A 953-nucleotide genomic window follows, 5' to 3' on the forward strand; every position below is an offset into this window, starting at 1 on the left:
TGTTTTGACTATGCACTCTGCTCAGAGACCTCTTTCAAACACGAACATATGTATGGTATACTGAATTTACCAAACATCAGTTCGGAGGAGAAGGTCATGGCGCAAGCAGAATCCATGTCGTTGGTTCAATTTCAAAGCACATTTGGCGCAGAAGAAGACTGTGTAAGTTACCTGATGCACAAACGTTGGAAAGATGGCTTTACGTGCCCAAAATGTGAGCATCGCGACTACTATTACATCAAGACCCGCCAATTGTTCGAGTGTAAACAATGTCATCACCAGACATCGATCACGGCAGGCACTATCTTTCACAAAAGCAAACTGCCATTGACCATCTGGTTTTGGGCGATTTACCTTGTGGCACATGATAAACGCGGGAAATCCGCTTTGTCTTTAGCCCAGGTACTGAATCTTAACTACCGCACGGCACTACGGATGTTGCGAAAGATCCGCGAAGCGATGAAGGAACGAGATTCGCTTTACATGCTCTCCGGTACCGTCGAGATGGACGACGCGTATTTCGGCGCTCCCCGCAAAGGCAAGGATGGCCGCGGTACGAATAAAGCGAAAGCGGTCATCGCTCTTTCCAAAGACGAGCGGAACCATCCGGCATTTCTTCGCATTGAGGTCATCGATCAAGTCAGCATCGACGAAATTCAGCGTGTTGCACGGACGTGTGTCAAGCCCGGCAGTAAAATTGTTTCCGATGGACATAGCTCCTACAAACGCTTGGCAGACATCGGGTATGTCCATGAGTCGAAGGCTTACTACAAGGAAGACAAGGAAAATTTTCTCAAGATGCTACACAACATCATTGGCAACGTGAAAACCTATATCCAAGGCACGTATCACGGCTTGGGATCAAAGTATTTGCAGTCGTACTTTGACGAGTTCTGTTTCCGCTTCAACCGTCGCTTCAATCCGAACGAAATCTTCGACCGACTGCTGAATGC

General features: G+C 47.6%; 1 protein-coding gene. It reads left to right on the forward strand.

Going from position 1 to position 953, the window contains the following annotated elements; translation table 11 throughout:
* Positions 1-96: 96 nt before the first annotated feature.
* Positions 97-953: IS1595 family transposase (locus AC4ED1_RS14635; RefSeq protein ID WP_490939864.1), on the forward strand; the 857-nt coding region annotated here is incomplete at its 3' end.

The sequence above is a fragment of the Effusibacillus sp. SKA8 genome, from assembly GCF_058273125.1.